The organism is Ekhidna sp. (genome assembly GCF_965221965.1).
Classification (GTDB): domain Bacteria; phylum Bacteroidota; class Bacteroidia; order Cytophagales; family Cyclobacteriaceae; genus Ekhidna.
In genome coordinates this window covers 141,653-160,667 of the sequence record NZ_OZ244926.1, presented here as the reverse complement: position 1 = coordinate 160,667, position 19,015 = coordinate 141,653, and the positions used below count along the sequence as shown (strand labels likewise).

At 42.4% G+C, this 19,015-nt stretch carries 14 protein-coding genes; 4 read left to right on the top strand and 10 right to left on the bottom strand.

The annotated features are described in order from the left end of the window. Positions 1 to 6 precede the first annotated feature (6 nt). Both obgE and ACOQON_RS00765 read right to left on the bottom strand, forming a co-directional pair. Complete coding sequence (gene obgE / locus ACOQON_RS00770) at positions 7 to 993, bottom strand: GTPase ObgE (RefSeq protein ID WP_420577022.1); 987 nt, start codon at positions 991 to 993, stop codon at positions 7 to 9. A 6-nt stretch (positions 994 to 999) separates the two neighbouring features. Further along, positions 1,000 to 1,575 (bottom strand): adenylate kinase, encoded by a 576-nt coding sequence (locus ACOQON_RS00765; protein ID WP_420577021.1) that lies wholly within the window; start codon positions 1,573 to 1,575, stop codon positions 1,000 to 1,002. A gap of 92 nt (positions 1,576 to 1,667) precedes the next feature. On the opposite strand from ACOQON_RS00765, the gene ACOQON_RS00760 reads away from it, so the two are divergent. After that, positions 1,668 to 2,117, top strand: a complete 450-nt coding sequence (locus ACOQON_RS00760; protein WP_420577020.1) for a hypothetical protein — start codon at positions 1,668 to 1,670, stop codon at positions 2,115 to 2,117. On the opposite strand, the gene sdaAA is transcribed toward ACOQON_RS00760, so the two are convergent. Further along, positions 2,114 to 3,022 carry an L-serine ammonia-lyase, iron-sulfur-dependent, subunit alpha gene (gene sdaAA / locus ACOQON_RS00755; RefSeq protein WP_420578668.1) on the bottom strand — a complete coding sequence of 303 codons (909 nt, stop codon included), beginning with the start codon at positions 3,020 to 3,022 and terminating at the stop codon, positions 2,114 to 2,116. The genes ACOQON_RS00760 and sdaAA overlap by 4 nt on opposite strands. A 61-nt stretch (positions 3,023 to 3,083) precedes the next feature. Here sdaAA and hemE point away from each other — a divergent pair, with 61 nt between their 5' ends. Continuing rightward, positions 3,084 to 4,124 carry a uroporphyrinogen decarboxylase gene (hemE, locus tag ACOQON_RS00750; RefSeq protein WP_420577019.1) on the top strand — a complete coding sequence of 347 codons (1,041 nt, stop codon included), beginning with the start codon at positions 3,084 to 3,086 and terminating at the stop codon, positions 4,122 to 4,124. Here the strand turns inward: hemE and ACOQON_RS00745 are convergent. From ACOQON_RS00745 to ACOQON_RS00715, 7 genes are all read right to left on the bottom strand, one after another. Continuing rightward, positions 4,118 to 6,457: a response regulator gene (locus ACOQON_RS00745; protein WP_420577018.1), complete on the bottom strand. Its 2,340-nt coding sequence runs from the start codon at positions 6,455 to 6,457 to the stop codon at positions 4,118 to 4,120. The genes hemE and ACOQON_RS00745 overlap by 7 nt on opposite strands. A 17-nt stretch (positions 6,458 to 6,474) precedes the next feature. Further along, entirely contained in the window at positions 6,475 to 7,473 is a 999-nt protein-coding gene (locus tag ACOQON_RS00740) for a bifunctional heptose 7-phosphate kinase/heptose 1-phosphate adenyltransferase (protein ID WP_420577017.1), read from the bottom strand. A 2-nt stretch (positions 7,474 to 7,475) separates the two neighbouring features. Further along, the gene (locus ACOQON_RS00735) at positions 7,476 to 8,672 is read right to left on the bottom strand and encodes a pyridoxal phosphate-dependent aminotransferase (RefSeq protein ID WP_420577016.1); all 1,197 of its coding nucleotides are present in this window, start codon (positions 8,670 to 8,672) and stop codon (positions 7,476 to 7,478) included. Between the two features lie 86 nt (positions 8,673 to 8,758). Beyond that, positions 8,759 to 9,967: a type IX secretion system outer membrane channel protein PorV gene (porV, locus tag ACOQON_RS00730; protein ID WP_420577015.1), complete on the bottom strand. Its 1,209-nt coding sequence runs from the start codon at positions 9,965 to 9,967 to the stop codon at positions 8,759 to 8,761. Positions 9,968 to 10,064: 97 nt separating this feature from the next. After that, positions 10,065 to 13,403, bottom strand: a complete 3,339-nt coding sequence (gene porU, locus ACOQON_RS00725) for a type IX secretion system sortase PorU (RefSeq protein ID WP_420577014.1) — start codon at positions 13,401 to 13,403, stop codon at positions 10,065 to 10,067. 34 nt (positions 13,404 to 13,437) lie between these two features. Then, entirely contained in the window at positions 13,438 to 14,094 is a 657-nt protein-coding gene (locus ACOQON_RS00720; RefSeq protein WP_420577013.1) for a CDP-alcohol phosphatidyltransferase family protein, read from the bottom strand. Continuing rightward, positions 14,091 to 14,729, bottom strand: coding sequence for an MBL fold metallo-hydrolase (locus ACOQON_RS00715; protein ID WP_420577012.1), 639 nt, complete (start codon positions 14,727 to 14,729; stop codon positions 14,091 to 14,093). The genes ACOQON_RS00720 and ACOQON_RS00715 overlap by 4 nt, the downstream gene beginning before the upstream one ends. A 38-nt stretch (positions 14,730 to 14,767) precedes the next feature. Here ACOQON_RS00715 and ACOQON_RS00710 point away from each other — a divergent pair, with 38 nt between their 5' ends. Next, entirely contained in the window at positions 14,768 to 15,811 is a 1,044-nt protein-coding gene (locus ACOQON_RS00710) for an NAD(P)/FAD-dependent oxidoreductase (RefSeq protein ID WP_420577011.1), read from the top strand. Further along, positions 15,792 to 19,010 carry a translocation protein TolB gene (locus tag ACOQON_RS00705; protein WP_420577010.1) on the top strand — a complete coding sequence of 1,073 codons (3,219 nt, stop codon included), beginning with the start codon at positions 15,792 to 15,794 and terminating at the stop codon, positions 19,008 to 19,010. Before ACOQON_RS00710 ends, ACOQON_RS00705 begins: the two co-directional genes overlap by 20 nt. The last annotated feature ends 5 nt before the right edge of the window (positions 19,011 to 19,015 follow it).

The following is a 19,015-nucleotide window of genomic DNA, read 5'->3' as shown; positions in this document are numbered from 1 at the left end:
AATATGTCAGTCATTTAACAGCTGCCAGATTTTATCCTTGAGAGGTTGAATGCCTAGCCCCGTAACACTTGATATAAACAGTGTCTCGACCTCCGGTAGCTCCTCTTTCATTTCGGTCATGAGCTCTTCATCCAGCAGATCTGACTTGGTAATGGCCAGAAGTCGGTCTTTATCCATTAACTCCGGGTTGTGCTTTTTTAATTCACCATTAAGAATTTCATACTCCTTACGGATATCTGCCGCATCTGCCGGTATCATGAATAGCAGAATGGAATTACGTTCAATGTGCCGAAGGAATCTATTTCCAAGTCCCTTTCCTTCGGCAGCCCCTTCGATAATTCCCGGAATGTCTGCCATCACGAATGACTTATAATCACGATAAGGAACCACTCCCAGGTTCGGAACCAGTGTAGTGAATGGATAATCTGCGATCTCGGGCTTAGCCTCAGAAACTACAGAAAGTAAGGTGGATTTTCCGGCATTCGGGAAGCCAACCAGTCCTACATCTGCAAGGATTTTTAACTCGAGGATGATCGTAGCTTCTTTTCCTTCGATCCCCGGTTGGGCATAGCGCGGTGTTTGGTTCGTGGCGGACTTATAATGAACGTTTCCCTGACCCCCTCTTCCACCCGGAAGCAGCACTTTCTCCTCGCCATCTTCCATGATCTCCACCAGCTTTTCATCCGTTTCAGCGTCTTTGGCTATCGTCCCGATCGGCACTTCCAGAATGATGTCTTCCCCATCCTTGCCAAACTTACGATTGCCCTCACCATGACCTCCATTTTCTGCGGTGATGTGTTTTCGATACTTCAGGTGCAACAAGGTCCACAACTGACTGTTGCCACGTAAAATGATATGACCTCCATGGCCGCCATCTCCTCCATCCGGCCCGCCTTTCGGGACATGCTTTTCCCTACGGAAATGCACAGACCCAGCTCCGCCATCACCTGATTTGGCGTAGAATTTTACGTAATCAATGAAGTTGGATTCCATAGGTCTCTAGACCTCCAGTGCTGAGACGGTTTTGTCTATCTCCGAGAAAATATCATCGATATCACCGATACCATTCACGGTAGATAGCCTTCCTTGTTTTTCATAGAAAGGAAGCACGTGAACGGTCTTATTGAAATACTCTCCGATTCTTCTGTCCAGCTTATCGGAAGCATCATCCGCACGGCCTTCGAGCTCTTTTCGTTTCGCAATACGATTTCGCACTTCTTCTTCTGTTACCTTCAGTTCAATTACTGCATGGATAGCAGTGCCCATTGATTCCATTAAGGTATCCAGCGCTTTCGCCTGATCGACAGTTCTTGGAAAACCATCAAACAAAAAACCACTCGCCTGAGGATTTTTTTCTACTTCTTCCTTGAGCATCGCAATGGTAATGTCATCGGAAACCAGGTCACCATTGTTGATGATCTCTTTAACTATTTGCCCAAGCTCAGTATCGTTTTTCGTATGCCATCTAAACAGATCGCCTGTAGATATGTGACACAGACCGTACTTCTTAATTAGTCGCTCACTTTGAGTTCCTTTTCCAGCTCCCGGAGGACCAAATATTATCAGATTTAGCATACCTTCAGTTTGTAAAAAGCGACAAAGATAAGGGCTAAAAATGTTTCGAGCCGTCTGTTTTTAAACTAGTCTCTTTAAGTTAGCCAACTATTATGGCCACAGCCCTGAAATATTTTACCGTTTACTTCCTCAGTGGACTCAAATTTGTGTTTGGCCCCACGTTCGGTGTAGCAAATGACCTACCTGTTCCGGCCATCATTGTACTAACTGCACTGGGCATGATGACGACCATTTACCTGTTTACTTTTTTCGGGAATGAGATTCATCGGTTCTTTCAACGGTTTAGAAAAACCAAGCGAGTATTCACAAAGAAGAGTAGACGATTTGTGAAAATATGGCGAACATTTGGACTGAAAGGTATTTGTCTTCTTACACCACTAGTGCTCACTCCTCCCGGAGGTGGATTATTGGTGAACCTACTTGGATCCAGGAAAAGACTTATACTTAAATGGATGTGGATCAGTGCTATTCTATGGAGCACTGTTATTACCTTGATTGTGAAGTATGCCTTCTGGCTGATAGAGGATTTTGTGGCTTTTTAATCCTCTTCGGGCTCATCTTCCATCACTTCGATATCCTGAATCAGCACACGCTTTGAGATTGCGCGACCTGTAGGAGTAGCAGCCAATCCACCTTGCGCGGTTTCTTTGTATCGTGCCTCCATACTCTGTCCTACCTCACCCATAGCGTCCACGCATTCATCTACAGGTATCACCGGGCTCACATCTGCGAGTGCTATTTGTGCTGATGAGTTGGCGATTGCTGCTGCGCTTGCGTTCCTTACTACACATGGTATTTCTACCAGCCCGGCCACCGGATCGCACACCAATCCCAGCATACACTGAATGGTAATGGCGACCGCATTGAAAATCTGATCATTACTTCCACCCAGACAATAGGTGATTCCGGCTGAAGCCATCGCAGCTGCGGCACCTGTCTCGGCCTGGCATCCACCCACAGCTCCTGCTATGGAAGCTCGCTTTTCCAAAATCAAAGCTACCCCGGCACCAATTAAAAGGGCCTCATAAATTTTTTGATCCGGAATGTCATGGATTTCCTGAAGTGTCACCAAAGTGCCCGGAAGTATTCCACTCGCACCCGCGGTAGGTGCTGCCACCACCCGACCCATGCATGAGTTAACCTCCTTCGCAGCAAGAGCGCGAGCAACCAATTTTTGAAACTCCGGGGAAAGGACAGACTTAGGAAAGTTCATCACTTTTTTTGCCCCGTTATTGATCATACCGGAATAGGAGTTCATCTCCTCACTCAACCCGGACTGCACAGCCTCCTTCATCACCTGATAGGCCTGATCAATTCCGGTCCAGATATCTTCTTCTTTCTTGCCCTTTTGATTAATCTCAAAATCAAGAACAGGCTTGAATAAAGGAATATCGTTTGCCTGGCATTCCTTTTTCCACTCTTCAAAACTGTTAAACAATACGCCCATACTCAAAGATACTATTTGTTTAGCCCAATAACTGAGGCTTTGTCGCCAGAGTTTCTTGTTCATGCCTATTTTTGCGGCCATGCTAAAAAATGACCTTATACTCAGAGCTGCCAAAGGTGAGAAAACCGAGCGAACTCCTGTTTGGCTGATGCGTCAGGCAGGGCGAATTCTACCGGAATACCGAGCAGTACGTAACAGCTTGTCCGGCTTCAAAGAGCTGGTGGAAACTCCTGACTTAGCTGCTGAAGTGACGATACAACCGGTAGATATACTTGGAGTAGATGCAGCGATTATTTTCTCCGATATTTTGGTCATTCCTGAGGCCATGGGACTTACCTATGAGATGGTGGAGAAAAAAGGGCCTCACTTTCCCAAGACAGTCCAGTCAGAATCTGATCTAGAAGCATTGAAGGTGGCAGATCCTGCCGATTTGGGATATGTGTATGAAGCACTCAAAATCACGAAAAAAGAACTGGATGGCAGGGTACCATTGATAGGCTTTGCAGGTGCTCCATGGACCATTTTTTCTTACATGATAGAAGGGGGTGGCAGTAAGACCTTCTCCAAAGCCAGAAGGCTTCTTTACTCAGAACCCAAAATGGCTCATAGGCTGCTTGATATGATTACAGAGTCTACAATCGGCTATTTGAATCAGCAGGTGCAGGCAGGTGCTGATATGGTGCAGGTGTTTGACTCCTGGGCGGGAGTGCTGCCGGCGGAACATTATTCTGAATTCTCCCTTAAGTACATCTCCAGGATTTGTGATGCGATCACTGAGGTGCCAGTCACTGTTTTTGCAAAAGGCGCATGGTGGGCGCTCCCTGAAATGAAAGACATCAACTGCCGAACTGTAGGGTTGGATTGGAATATGGATCCAAGGCAAGCTCGTGAAATCTTACCCAACAAGACTCTTCAGGGAAATCTCGACCCATGTGCACTTTATGGGCGCAATGAGTTGATCAAGAATGAAACGAAGAAAATGCTTGAAGCTTTCGGTGATCACCCACACATTGCAAACCTGGGGCATGGTGTTTATCCTGATACAGATCCGCAAAAAGTGAAGTATTTTATTGAATCAGTGAAGGAGCTATCGACTCACTGATACTTGATGTAGAGCGCAATTTTTCTTCTTAACTCGTTCGGATCAAAAGGCTTGGTGATGTAGTCATTCATTCCGGCTGCTATTACATCCTGGCGAACTTTTAAAAGGGCAGACGCTGTAAGGGCTATGATCGGGGTTTTCTCATCAAACGTTCTGATTTTCCTGGTGGCTTTATAGCCATCCATGATCGGCATTTGAAGATCCATTAGTACCAGGTCGTATTTATTCTCTCTCATTTTATCCACTCCCTCCTGACCATTATGAGCTACTTCCACAATAAGCTCCCACTTCTTCAGGAATTTCTCGGCCACCATGATATTCATCTGGTTGTCCTCTACCAGCAAAATTTTCTTTCCAGTAATAATGTTTGTATCCTCTTCTTCCTGCACTGCCTCATCCACTGCTTCATGCATCACCTTTTTAAAACCCAGATCAAACCAGAAAATAGTACCTGAATCAGGTTCGCTCTTTACGTATATCTCCGATCCTACCATATTCAGAATTTTTCTGATAATTGCCAGACCCAGACCAGTTCCACCGTATTCCCGGGTCGTAGAAGAGCCTGCCTGAGTAAACCTTTCAAAGATCACCTTTTGCTTGTCATATGGAATTCCAATCCCTGAATCAATCACTTCAATTCTTAACGTTTGCTTGCGCTCATCATCGCTTAGGACCGTGGTTTTGAGCTTAACATATCCCTTGGCTGTAAATTTCAGTGCATTGTTGATGAGATTGTTGAGCACTTGATAAATTCGGGTTTGATCTGCAAGAACCATTGAATGCATATTTTCATCCAGCTCAAGCACCAAACTCAGCCCTTTTTCTTTTGCCAATGCACTATGAGCCTTGATGATCTTGTTCGCCATATTCTCAAGGTTTACCTCCGTAAATTCGAACTCTATAGAGCCAGATTCCAGTTTATTATAATCCAGAATGTCGTTAATCAGCGCTGTAAGATGTTCGGCTGAAAACTGGAGAGATTCTAAGCTTTCCTTTTGATCCTTTCGTGGTTCTTCATTCATCAGAAAATGAGATATCCCTACTACCGCATTGAGTGGTGTTCTAATCTCATGTGAGATGGTACTCAAAAAATCTGTTTTGGCTTTAGACGCATCTTCCGCAGCGTCCTTCGCTTTCTTCAATGAATGAGCAAATCGAAAAGAAAGAATTAGCGATTGAAAAAAGAAGAATAAAATAAATCCTATAAAGGTGAGGAAAGTGTTTTCTTGTACTGGAGTGAGATAAACCGAAATCAGATAAACCGCCACCATGAACACAATGCCTGTACTGGCAAAAGCATATTGGGCCCCCGTCCTATTTCGCTTATATGCAATCCAATAAACATAAATCAGGTAAAAAATTGCAACGATGACCAGGATGAAAAACGGTTCCACCAACTTAGTGAACACTATGGTAGGCGCAAAAAGTGAAAGCAGTGAGAATATTGCTGATATCACTGAAAAACCAAGCAATATGGTTTTCTTGCTATCCTCGGGGTACAAGGAATAACTATATATGGTGAAAATACCACAGGGAATAAACAGGGCCAGGTACTCTGCCCGAATAATCAACTCCCAGGACATATTGGGATACAATGCATGGATCGCATATTCACCGCTACCAATCATTCGGTAGCTAAATGTGAGGCAGAATAGAGCAAAGAAAAGTACGGAACGCTCATGCTGTCCAAACATGAAGAGGCCCAGGAAGAAAAGTCCACCCATGATCAAACTTCCACTTAACAAAAAATCATAGCTAAAATCGAAATCTCTTTTTGCATTGAGCACTTTCCGATCACCAATCATGATTGGCTCTCTGACACCCCCTTTGGTATGTCTGAAATTGGAAACCTGTAATACAAATTCCAACGTGTTTTGATATCGGGCCAGGGATAGAACTTTAGGCATCCAGTCAGGTGTAGAATCTTCTTTTCGCTTACCAACCTTACCATTTTTTCCAAATTCAAACCCATCATAATAAAGGAGGTATGCATTATAAGACTCACCTAAAGAAATCGCCAGCTCGGGCGTTTTGGGTGGTAAAATGACTCGCACCCTGTAAGTGGCATAACCTGAACTGGTGAGTTTTTGTCCTCCACGAGTTGTTCCTCCGTTCCAAAGTTTTGGAAACCTATAGTAGTCCGGCTCAAAATAATCAATGGAGTCTGGTTTGATAAGCTCATTCCAATAGAACTCCCACTCGCCATTAAGTGGAACAGCATTGTTTTTAAGATCAGTTTTGGATAAATCTATCACGCCATCAATGACCTCCTGGCTACTGGAGTTGAATGGCATCCACAAAAGGATGATGAGTACTATTCCGAATCTTTTCATGGCTGTCACCAGCCAAATTAAAGATATTTTTTGAGTATCGAATTTTCTTTGGCTTCCTGAAATAGTTTTTCCTTATCTATTGGAACCACACCGGGCATTTCACACACCATTCCTCCTCCAATATTTGCCAGCTCTGCAATAAATTCCAGCGGCAATCCCAACGTTAAACAAAGACCCGCAATGCTAATCACTGTATCTCCTGCTCCCAGTACCTCCACAATCTGCCTGGGATGAGAGCGAAGCTTACCAGACTCTTTACCTGAATCATAGAAGATGCCGTTCTTGGAAAGGGTAATGAAATAGTTATCAGCGGCTACACTTTCTTTCAGCTGTGTTGCTGCATTTGCGAGTTGTTCCTCATCAAGTGCATCAAATTCAATATCCAAGCCATCCTGAAGATCAGCAACATTTACTTTGAAAAGCGAAACTCCCTGGTACTTAGTGAAATTTCTGCGTTTCGGATCTACTGCTATCGGAATATTCTTGTCTTTTGCCAACTTGATTGTTTGCTCAATGACCTCCGGATTAATCGTTCCTTTATCATAATCCTCAAAAATCACCAAGTCACATTCGTCTAGCAGGTTTCTAATATGATGAAGCAAGGACTTTTGATCCAGATCAATTAACGGATGTACATCTTCGTTATCGACACGGATGAGGTGCTGTAACCCCGATGTAATTCGAAGCTTGGTAGTAGTTACTCTATTCTGACTTCTAATGATGCCTTTATTCGGCATATTTTCATAATCCAGCAGTTGCTCAAACGCCTCGCCATCAGGGTCATCCCCTACCACAGAACATAGAATGGGTGTTGCTCCGAGTGCTCTCAAGTTCATTGCCACATTAGCCGCTCCTCCCAGTCTACTTTCCTTTTTCTCCAATGTAAGTACCGGAACAGGAGCTTCCTTGGATATTTTACTGGCCTTACCTCTCATATAGTAGTCAACCACTACGTCTCCTACAACAAGTACTGTTTTGTCTTTAAATGCCTCAAATACGTCTTCAATAGAATTCATTACTAAGACAATTTAGCAAGAGAAACGGTCATTTTTGCAATGGCCTTTTTCAATTCCTCCTCTGATGCTGCGTATGATAATCTCAAACATTCCGGATCTCCAAATGCCTCACCAGTTACTAATGAAACATGTGCATCCTCAAGCAAGAACATACACAAGTCATTTACCGTCTCAATTTTCTTGTCACCATGCGACTTTCCAAGATAGTGTCTAACATTAGGGAAGAAGTAAAAAGCACCCTGTGGCATGTTCACTTCAAACCCCGGAATTTCTTTGAGGAGATTATAGACCAGCGATCTTCTTTCTTCGTAAGCCTTGGCCATTAGATGCGTAGGTTCCATTGGACCTGTTAGTGCTGTCAACGCAGCACGCTGAGCAATCGAGCAGTTTCCTGAGGTGTATTGCCCCTGCATCTTGTTGGCGGCTTTCGCTATCCACAATGGTGCACCGATATATCCAACACGCCAGCCCGTCATGGCAAATCCTTTGGAAAACCCATTCACCGTTACGGTTCGTTCCAGCATCCCGTCAAGGGTTCCTATGCTCTCATGTTTGCTCCCAAAATTGATCAGCTCATAAATTTCATCTGAAACAATGGTGATATCTTCTCTATCTCTCAGTACATCCGCAATCCCCTCAAGCTCTTCTCTTGTGAATACAGAACCCGTTGGATTGCACGGTGATGAAAAAATGATCGCTTTCGTTTTATCTGTAAGGGCTTCTTTGATCTGATCGGCGGTCGCCTTAAAATCATTTTCAATCGTCCCTCTAACAAACACGGGCTTCCCTTCTGCCAACAGAATCATAGCCGAATAACTCACCCAGTATGGCGTCAGCACGATCACTTCATCACCCGGATTCAGGATGGCCATAAATACGTTGGCTATTGATTGCTTTGCTCCATTTGAAACAACTATTTGGTCAGGGCCATAGTCCAATCCATTATCTCGCTTGAACTTTTCTGAAATTGCCTTTCTAAGATCAAGGTATCCATTCACCGGGGGATAAGCGAAGTAGTTTTCTGAGTTGATGGCTGCTATCGCACCTTCCTGAATATGCTTAGGTGTCTTGAAATCCGGCTCTCCGAGACTAAGACTGATAACTTCAATTCCTTTTTCCTTCATCTCGCGTGCCTTGGCCGCCATGGCTAGTGTCGCTGATTCAGGAATACTTTTGATTCGTTTGGAAAGTGCGTTCATACAAATAATTTTTGGCAAAAATAGAAAGGAAGAGCCAACTCCTCACAGTCAACTCTTCCCTTTCAAATGTCTTTATTTTTGAGCTATTAGCCTTCCCCGTCCTGGCTTTTATCCAGATTGAAAAGCAATGAAATTCGAAGTGTATCAGCCAATGGATGATTTTGTCCCTTCGGGATCAAATAAGAGAAATCGAACCCAAAAATTTGATACCTAAAACCTGCACCTACTGTAAAATACTTTCGGTCACCCTTATTTTTATGTTCAGAGAAGTACCCTGCTCTAGCGGCAAAAATATCTCTGTACCAATATTCTGCACCCACTGAATAGGTGAGTTCCTGGAGCTCTTCTTTAAATCCTCTGGGTGCGTCACCAAAGGAGCCAAAAGTTCCGGATAATAGTGGTCGATCCGGGTCTTTTCCCTTTGCTATGATCTTATTTCCGTCACTGTCTGTTTCAATGTTTCCACTTCCATCCGTTTGATAAATAGGGGGTGTAGGAACCATCAACTTATTAATATCAAATGCCAGGGTAATTGTATTGTATGGGTCTAGGTTTGTTTTAAATGCTGAACCAAGCCTAAAGTTGGCCGGTATGAAGTTTTCATTGCTTTCCGCACTGTAAGTAATTTTCTGGCCAATATTAGAAAGATGAGCACCGATTGAAAGCTCAGAGTTTTTACCGGATAGGAGGAAAGGTTTGGTGTAATACCACCCCAGATCCACCGCCACAGAGGTTCCGGCTTTAGCATCAGGAGCTCCGGTTATATTACCAGCAAGATTAGACCAAATAAAACGAAGGGTAACGCCGACACCCATGTTTTCAGAAAGCTTTCTGGAATAAGTTCCATCAAATGCAAGCTCACTTGGATTCTCCACCCCATTCGGATTTGCGAACTCATCGTAAAGCGCAATCTCCCCAAGATCAAAATATCTAAAAGAGGCAGCAAACGTCTGGGTCTGATCAATTTTTTTATAAAACGATAGGTAGTTCAAAGACATGTCATCAACGATATTTCCCAACCATGGTGAGTAAGAGAAAGAAAATCCCATGTCCGTTTCAATGAAAGCCAGTTTGGCATTGTTCCAGTGCACACTATTTGCATCAGGGGAGGTGGCCACACCGACATCTCCCATGGCTGATGCCCGGCTGTCCGGTGCAAAGCCTAAGAACGGAACGGCTACTGTAATGGGGTTTCTGAGACTGTCCTGTCCAGAAATAAAGGAAGACTGACCTAAAGTCGGAACAGCTGCAAAAACCAGAAGGATTGCGAATATCTTCTTCTCAAGATGATTCATTCGAATGAATTTATAAAAGGATGCCAAACTTAACATTATCAGGTGAATACCAATTAATATTTTGAATAAAACTGCTGATTTTCAAATAACTAAAGTGCTAATAATCTACAATAACGAGCTTTTGTGTGATTTCTTTCATTGCACCATCCAATCTACTCTGGATAATTAACCGGGCATAGTAAATACCCTGTATTAACCGCTCACCGGTATCCGTTTGTGCATTCCAAGGGATCTCCACATTTCGCTGGCTGTTTTCATACAATAGTTCTTCCTTGCTCACCACATCCCCACCAGACCCATAAATCATTAGTGTCACATATAAATCTTCGTCCTCCCGATCATGGTCAAAAGCAAAAGTAGTGGAACTCTGCACCGGATTAGGATAGGTAACAGGGTTGTATACAAATAAGACAGGTTCATCTGTCACTGTGAAATCAATGGATGCCTCAGATGCATTATTATGCGTGTCCCAAACTTTGAGAATTGCACTGTAGTGTCCTGTTTCCAAATTCTGTAGTGGATAAACCACCGTACCCCGCTGATAATTATCTGCCTCTGCTGTATAGAAATCATTGAGGTTAAAGGTCTCTCCTTCAATCGTTAGCGTAATCCCCTGCACAACACCGGATCTCGTTGTGGTGATTCCACTTTCATCTTCAATATTCGCGATCAGTAAAGGTGAATCCCCAACGACATCACCATTCCTGAAAGATTCATCATTCATAAAAGCAGAAATGATTGGAGCTTCCTTGTCCTCCGCTGGACTCTGATTCGTACCGCCAATGACAAATTCTCGAGAAGATCCGCCCGCATCAATGTTATTGTCCTTATCCCATGCATAAAGGCTCATTTTTCCTCTTTTGTACTGATAGGAAATATTCTTGGGCACGATAAACGTGAAGGTAAATGCTCCTTCTGCTACTGTCGCTTCTCCTCTGAAAAGAGTGTTACTTCTCAACTTATAAGTATATGGGGTACTTTCCTGTCCACGAGTCTTAAAATTTTGCTCCTCATCGTAAATAGCAGCAATGAGGCGTCCATTAAAATCCATTCGAATCGATCCGCCTTCTTCTATCTGACCAGTAAATGTTATCTCCTCCAGAGCACTTAGCGTATCCAATTCACTTCCAATTTTATTAATTACGATATCCAGCTTTGGAAAAGCAGGCATCATCATTGGGTCTCCCAAAAGTGTGAAATTTCGATTGACGGGTCCTTCTAACCCCTCATTCTTTGTGAGGCGTATAACATCTCCAAGCCTCAGGTTTTGGTTGGATTCCTTTCGGAAAATGTTTTCATGAAAAGCCTGATTCAGACTAAAGTTAGTACTGGCAAACACCGGCCGACTAGTGGTGAGCAATGCAATGCCACCTCCTTGTTCTGACAATAGCAATTCTTCCGCTCCCGAAACCCTAATCGGATCATCATATCGACCAAACTCACACGTGGCGGTTACAAAAATTGGGAGCTTGTTTCTATTAGTCAGTTGATCAATATCCGAACGGGTTAGAATCTCCTCTTCCATCCAGAGCCTTTCGTTTCCATGCCCAATGAAATTGACAGAGAAGGTTCCATTCTTGATTCTTGTTTTCAATGCCGCACTGGCTTGAGGAGATTTTTCTGAGGAGCCGGATGCTTCCTGAACGAATGCATCAAGCAACACTTTATTGATATTGTATTGTGCATAGGTAGTGTCAACTAGCTCGGACAACTCCTCCACATGTCTTGCATGAATGTTCCCATCACCATCATCCCCTACATAGGTCACTTCACTTCGCCATTTGCCTAGCGTATTTGGGCTGGTGCTATAGTAGATGATTTTATCCACCATTGCTTTTGCCTCCTCTTTGGACTTGGCCGGAAGGCGTCCCACGCCAATCTCCATGGTGTGATCTCCAGCCAATGACTCAACCCATTCACCCTCATCATTTTCAAGAAAGCCAAAATAATCATCTGAAGAGTAGCTGAAAATGGGATGAAAACTCTCTCTCGACTCATACGTTGGAACGAAGTTGGTATTGTCAATGATCCGATCTTTAAAATCATAAGAACAATCTCCGAGAAGCAGTAAATATTTAAGCTGTCCTCCCTTATCGTAAACATATTTTGCATAATCACGAATTGCCGAGACGTCCTGTCTTCCTGATGAGAATTCATTGTAAACCTCCGTTGTGGTCGCTACCTGAATATTTAATCCATCATGGATTTGATGAAATTGTGCTAATTGATTTGCCTCAGCCTCGAAACCCGGATGTGTGACTATGATACCATCAAAGCTGGAGTTTCCTTTTAAATTTTGATTCGAGACTGAACCAAAGACAAATGGAGTTGGGAAATCATTTCCAACAAAAACCACAAACTCTTCCACCCCAGAGCTTTGACTCTTGAATAGAGCCTTATTTCCACTGATTGAAAATTCCTGCTCACGAATATTGGTCGGGTCAGTAACATCCCAGATAGTAGACTCAGCCGCATTACCAACCTCATACTGCAATACTTCCCCTACATTTTCACTCCATCGAAAATGAGTTTCTGAATTGTATAACCTCAGATTTCGCTGGAAAGTCATCTTATAATAATCAATGTACCCACGCTCACCTGAGGCGTTCCCGTTGAACTCAATCTCTAAATCAAAGGTTGAATTGCTCGGTAATGTGAATTCACCGACCTCCTGCCTGGCCTTTACACTATAGGTTGTTCCCGGGCCGTCCGGAACTGAAGCAATTGAAATGGAGCCAATTGAGTTAGTGCCTGAAAAAATGTCAAAGGAAGCAGACTCTGATGATTGACTGACACCACTCAATGTCAAATCAATGGAAGAGGAAAGCCCATTTATCTGATGTGAAAAAGACTGTGATTCGCCACTAGTTAATGTTTCTCCATACCATCCTCTTCCTGAGGAAATCAGATTAACCTCGTCTTCCTCAAACACAATATGATCGTGAAAATTTGTGATAGTGCTCGTAGCAGAACCCGCAAGGTTTTGTTTAGCAGTGACTCTCTTTCCTTCTGCTCCTCCTATTCGTAGAAAGTAATAGGCCGTATCCGAATAAATGTTTTTCTCGTATTCAAACCCTGCTTCTGTCCAGGATTCCTTATTCGGACTCACACCGTAAAAAAGGATAAAATCATTTTGACCAAAGGAGCCATCAGATTCACCAGAAACAAATATTGCATTCTCAATCAAATCTTCAGGTCTGGATTCACTATTGGACTGAGGTAAAATGCCTTTTACTCCGTTTCCATAGATTTTAATCTTCCGAGGATCAATAGAGGACGAAACACCGAGGACATCCAATGTATTACGGTCAATTTTATAGATGCCCGTTTCCGTGATACCTAGTTTATACCAGGTTCCACTTGATAAAACGGAAGACTGTGCCCATGTGAACTGAACCAGCACCAGCCCCAAAATGTAGCATCCGATTCTCTTCATTCTTATGTTAAACGCATACTTCAAGGCAAAAATTCTATCTGGTAAACCGAGCAACAAAAGAAACGACAGACACCAGTATGTAAAAAGGGATTAAATAGGGCAAAGATGTCCATTGAAATACAATCAGAAGAGTCAATACTCCCAGAATCAACACCCACCTGTCTTCATTTCCTTTCCATCTTGCTGATGAGAATTTCAATGCAATGAGACGGACAGGTGATACCAACATGATTGCTGAAAAAATACAAATGCTGATCAATGTGTATTCGTAAATCTCAAATGGTAGAAAAATGAGGGAAGTCAACATGATTGCATTGGCAGGTGTAGGCAACCCTTTAAAACTATCGGACTGAGATTCATCGATATTGAAAATAGCAAGTCGAATGGCCGAAAAAACAGCAATGACAATAGCTATCCAAAAATAATCTGAACTACCCTGAAGCCAGGATAACATAAAGAAGGAAGGCAAAAGGCCAAACGAAACCAGATCAGAAAGGGAGTCTAGCTGCTTCCCAATTTCAGATTGTACTTTGAGCATTCTTGCAGCAAACCCATCAAAAAAATCGAATAGCCCTGCTGCTATCACGAAATAGAATGCGCTAATCTCCTGGCCAGTCAGGGTGTAATAAATCCCTACACATCCAATTGCCAGATTGACACAAGTCAGAAAGTTGGGGATGTGCTTCTTCATCCTTTTACAAACGGGTTATGTACTTTTTCATGTCCAATAGTGGTAGCAGGACCATGCCCTGGCAAAACCTGAACATCTTCTGGTAACGTATACACTTTCTCCTGAATGTTTCTAAGCAAGTCATCGTGGTTCCCCCCGGGTAGATCCGTTCGCCCGATGCTTTCTCTAAAAAGCACATCTCCTCCAATCATCAATTTTTCTTCCTCAATATAAAACATCAGGTGACCGGGTGAGTGACCGGGAACCTCGATCATTTTCATCTGCACTTCGTCAAGCGTCAAAGTATCTTCTCCTTTTAAAAATTCATCTACCTCCGTATGCCGATAGCCTGACATGCCCCACTGGGGTGCGTAAGCGGGTATGGAGCCAAATACTTCTTTTTCGTTTTCAGGGATTTTTAATGGAACCTTGTAGATCGCTTTTAGCTCATCATTGCCTAGCACATGATCGATATGACAGTGCGTATTTATTATTGCAACTACCTTCAGATCGTTCATATGAATGTATTCTTTCAGTTCTTCCACCTCGTAATCTTCATAGCATCCCGGATCAAAAATCAAGCAATTTCCTTTTTCCGAAGAAACCACATATGTATTCTCGTAGAACGGGTTGAAAACGAATGATTTTATCTTCATCTGATATAGTTTTATGTCTTTGAGTTTACAAAAGTAAAGTGCCAAAAATTAAGGTGGACTATATCGTAGTGGGGCAAGGTCTTGCGGGCTCGTGGCTCGCTTTTGAGATGCTGAAGCGGGAATTGTCTGTTCTGGTGATAGACAAGGACATAGACAAAACCTCATCCAAAAAAGCCGCTGGAATTTATAACCCGATTACGGGACGAAAAATGGTAAAAACCTGGCGTGCTGATCAGCTGTTCCCAACGCTAGAAGAGCAGTACAAACAGCTGGAGCATGAACTAGAGGACACATTTTTACATCAGATTCCTATTTATCGTCCTTTTAAATCCATTGAGGACCAAAATGATTGGGATGGAAAAGTGGCTAATGAAGGACACCAGAACTTCCTGAAAGAGTTTAGAAAAAAAAGCATTGGATACCCTGATGTAAATGACCGGCTTGGAGGAATCATACTGGATTATTCCGGATATGTTGACTTGCCGAAGATGTTGATGGTCATGAAGAATTATTTGCAGCATAAGGGAATTTACAGGAGTGAAGTGTTTGATTATAATAAACTAAGAATGGAAGAGGGTAGTGTTCAATACGAAAATATAACCGCAGGTAAAGTCATTTTCTGTGAAGGCTCTCTTCCCGAAAATCCTTATTGGCAGTTGCCTTTCAGACCGGTCAGAGGTGAGGTAATGGACATTAAAGTTGATTTGGAATCTGATTATATTATCAATCAGGGGGTGTTTATGATACCAAAAGATGGTTTTTTTACAGTAGGTTCGACATACGATCACGATAACCTCACCTATGAACCCCAGGAATCAGGAATCAAATCGCTTGAGGAAAGGTTAAAAAAGTTGTATATAGGCAAATATCAAATAATTGATAAAAGAGCGGGTGTTAGGCCGGCTACACATGACAGAAAACCGTATATTGGTTTGCATAAAACACATAAAACTTTAGCGATTTTTAATGGTTTTGGCACGAAAGGTGTTTCTTTAGCACCGTATTTTGCAGAACATTTCGTGGATGTTTTGCAAGGAAAAAGTGAGATAGACGAAGAAGTACATGTTCAAAGGGTTTCTTAAATACATCATTCCATACTTTTTTATTGTGGGTATGGCATTTAGCCAGCACTACACGACCCCTTTTGGACAAAATAGAATTCAGTATAAGAACTTTGATTGGTACTATTACAGCACAAATAATTTTGATGTTTACTACTATCCCGGAGGTCAGGAATACGCGTTGGAGGCGATTGATTTCCTAGAGGATAAATTCGTTGAACTGACCGATAAACTTGGTTATGCTCCTTATAGCAAAACAAAAATCTTCATCTATAATTCCATTCATGATTTACAACAAAGTAATGTTGGAATCGATGGAGCAGTTTACACCATTGGCGGACGAACTGAGTTTGTAAAGCTCCAGTTAGAAGTGGCTTACCCGGGGCAGGCGAATCAATTCAAAGAAGACCTCATTTACAAACTGGCCAGTACGCTGATCAATGATATGATGTATGGAGGTAGCTTGGCCGAGATTTTTCAAAACAGCTACCTGTTGACTTTGCCTGATTGGTTTATAGATGGCGCAGCGAGGTATATCGCCTATGGATGGTCAAGAGAAATGGATGACTATCTACGCGATTATATGAGTAGAAAGAAAATCAAAAAGCTAAAACGCATTGATGGAGAGTCTGCTCGAATCGTCGGGCAGAGTATCTGGAATTTCATTGCTGTGAAATATGGAGAAGGAAATATTTCTAACATCCTCAACCTGACTCGAATCATCCGCAAAGAAGAAAACAGCATCGCTAATACACTTGGTGTTTCCTTCAAAACATTTCTTGATGATTGGCAAAATTATTACCTCCTCCAACGATTAGAAGTAGAAGAGAACTATACCAATGTAGGGGAAGATCGACTACTTGAAGATATTAGAAACTCAAAGGATCTGATTACCAGTTCAATCAGCTTCAACAAGGATGCGGATAAAGTGGCCTATGCGATGCTGAAAAACGGAAAATATCAAGTGTATGTAACTGACTTAAAGACTGGCAATTCAAAAAAGATTGTCACGGGTGGGTATCGAATTAATGGACAAGATGTAGACAAACACCTTCCCCTGTTAGACTGGCAGGACAATAGTACAGTGGGAGTAGTTCTATTCAAGAGAGGGTTTCTCTATCTCAACACCTTCAATGTAGATACAGGTGACAAAGGGCAAAAACCGCTCAATCGATTCAGACAGGTTGAGAGCTTTACATTCAATGACAATGGACGACTTGCTGTAATATCCGGTGATATAGATGGTCAAAATGACATCTTTCTTATTGCAATGAATAGAAATGCACTACGTAGAATTACCAGAGATATTTATGATGACCTAGACCCGGTTTTTGTTCCTGGAACAGCCGCCGTTGTTTTCAGTTCAAATCGTGCAAGTGACTCTGTAAATGTTAGTGATGTTCCTCTTGAAACGCTGGATAATAATTTTAATCTCTTCGTTTACGACCTGGACACAACCACAACCAACTTCTTCAGGTTAACCAATTCGTATGCTGAAGATCGCAAGCCATACGCAAAAAATATTAATGAGATTTATTACCTCAGTGATCAACAAGGTATATCAAACCTTTACAGATATAACCTCTATGACTCGATCAACACACAAATCACCAATTTTGACAAAAGCATACTTAGCTACGACTTACACTTCAATCCGGATCGTCTTACCTATTCCATGCTTGGTGAAGGCGAAAAGCGTGTTTATTATGACACAATAACCAATTTAAATACCAGCAAATTCACGACCGAAACACCTCGTAAGCGGAGAGAAAATGCCGTACGAGTAGTCACTCGTGTCTTAAGAAATGCTGAAACAGAGAACAAGGGAGAGACAGATGTTACACCTAAAGATGAATTCGATACGGATGACTTTGATTTTGAAGGAGAGGAATCTTCTGACAGTACAATAGTCGAAGATGATCCAAACTGGATAGACACAGACAATTATGTTTTTGAAGACGAAAGTGAATCTTCCTTCCAGCCAGAATCCTTCTTTAGCAAGTATCAGAGTTTCGAGCAGGAAAATGAACGCCTAGGCCCTATACCGTACAATCCAAGATTTCAGTTTAATAATGTGATTACATCTTTCTTATGGGATCCATACCGAAACTTCATGATGTTCATGGAAACGGAGATCAATGATGTACTGGAAAATTATAAAATCAAGGGAGGGGCCTTATTAAAAACAGACTTCAAGCAGGGCGATTTGTTTGCAGAATTGCATTATCTGAAATACTGGATGGATTTTAAAGTCCGGCTTGACCGTAAGACTTACATCCTGGAAAATCAGAACAACACCTTCCGGCATAAATACAAATTGAATCGTTTTAAGTTAACAGCCGCTTTACCTGTCACTCACACATTCCGAGCTGAGGTATCTCCCTTCTTTACAGAAACCTCATTTACCAACCTCAATTATTTAAGTGTAACTGGCCAATCCAACGAACTAGCTCAAAACAGTCGGGAAAGGTATGCCGGAGGAAGCATATCATTTATTTTTGACAACACGGTTGAAAGGTCTTTTAATCTGTTTCAGGGAACTCGTGCCTTGCTGGAATACACCACTTATTTTCATACCGAAAATTCCAATATGAACTTCAGTAACCTGAGGTTTGACTTCAGGCATTACCAAAAAATTCATCGTGAAATCACCTGGGCCAATCGCATCCTATATGGTAAACAAATGGGACCAGCACGCAAAGATTATATGCTGGGAGGTATGGACAATTGGTTGTTTGCAAATGCTGAAATACAAGGTGAGCAGGATCCTTTGGCCATTACCGATGGACAAGACAATAGTGACATTCTTTTCAATGAGTTCGTAACCAACTTAAGGGGGCTAGACTACAATGAGGCATATGGCTCTGATGTATTGGTTTTTAATAGTGAGCTGAGAATTCCACTTTTTCAATACTTGACCAATGGCCCGATCAAGTCTAATTTCCTGAGAAACTTTCAGATCATCGGATTTGGAGATATCGGATCGGTCTGGACAGGCTCACCTCCATTTAAAGATGGCAGGCCTATTACCCGAAAGTTTGAAGGTAATCCGTTCTCTGCCGAGATTGTCAAATTCCAAAACCCATGGCTTGGTGGATTTGGATTTGGGCTCAGAACTGTCCTGTTTGGCTACTACATCAAGTTCGATGCAGCCCGTCCTTACATTGATGGTGAAGTGAAAGACTATCGGTTTTATTTCACTCTTGGCCTAGACTTTTAGTCCAA